Source organism: Oceanospirillum linum (genome assembly GCF_001995095.2).
Taxonomy (GTDB): Bacteria; Pseudomonadota; Gammaproteobacteria; order Pseudomonadales; family Halomonadaceae; genus Oceanospirillum; species Oceanospirillum linum.
This window is the reverse complement of the sequence record NZ_MTSD02000092.1, coordinates 1-441: the sequence shown is the minus strand read 5'-3', so window position 1 is coordinate 441 and position 441 is coordinate 1. Positions and strand designations below refer to the sequence as shown.

The window sequence follows — 441 nt, the reverse complement described above, 5'->3', positions numbered from 1 at the left end:
GACTATCACCACTTGCTTCAGATGTGCTCGACTTTTTGCACCAACACTTTGTCCTACCAATGCTTCTGCCGCGTGAGCAAAACCGTCTAAGGCAAAAGACGCAAACAATACCAGCTGCATTAAAATAGCATTAGCTGCCAAACTATCGGCACCAAATTTAGCGCCTTGTGCAGTGAATATTGCCATTACCAATAGCAATGCCCAAGTGCGAACTAACAGTTGTTGATTCACTTGCATCAGGCGTTTATATGAGCTCCAGCGGATTAAGTTTCTGCCCAAAGGCAAACCCCAGCGTACTAACTGTTTTTGTGTTAACCATAACCCTAAAGTTAAAGTGCAGTAATCTGCTATTACAGAGGCCAGTGCTACCCCTTTTACTTGCCAGCCTAGCCCTAAAACAAACCAGAGATCTAACAGCATGTTTAGGCTGTTACCCAGTAC

Annotated in this window: 1 pseudogene; it reads right to left on the bottom strand. The window is 44.4% G+C overall.

From position 1 onward, the window contains the following. A pseudogene (locus BTA35_RS16780) lies at positions 1–420 on the bottom strand (MATE family efflux transporter); the annotation flags it as partial. Positions 421–441 lie beyond the last annotated feature (21 nt).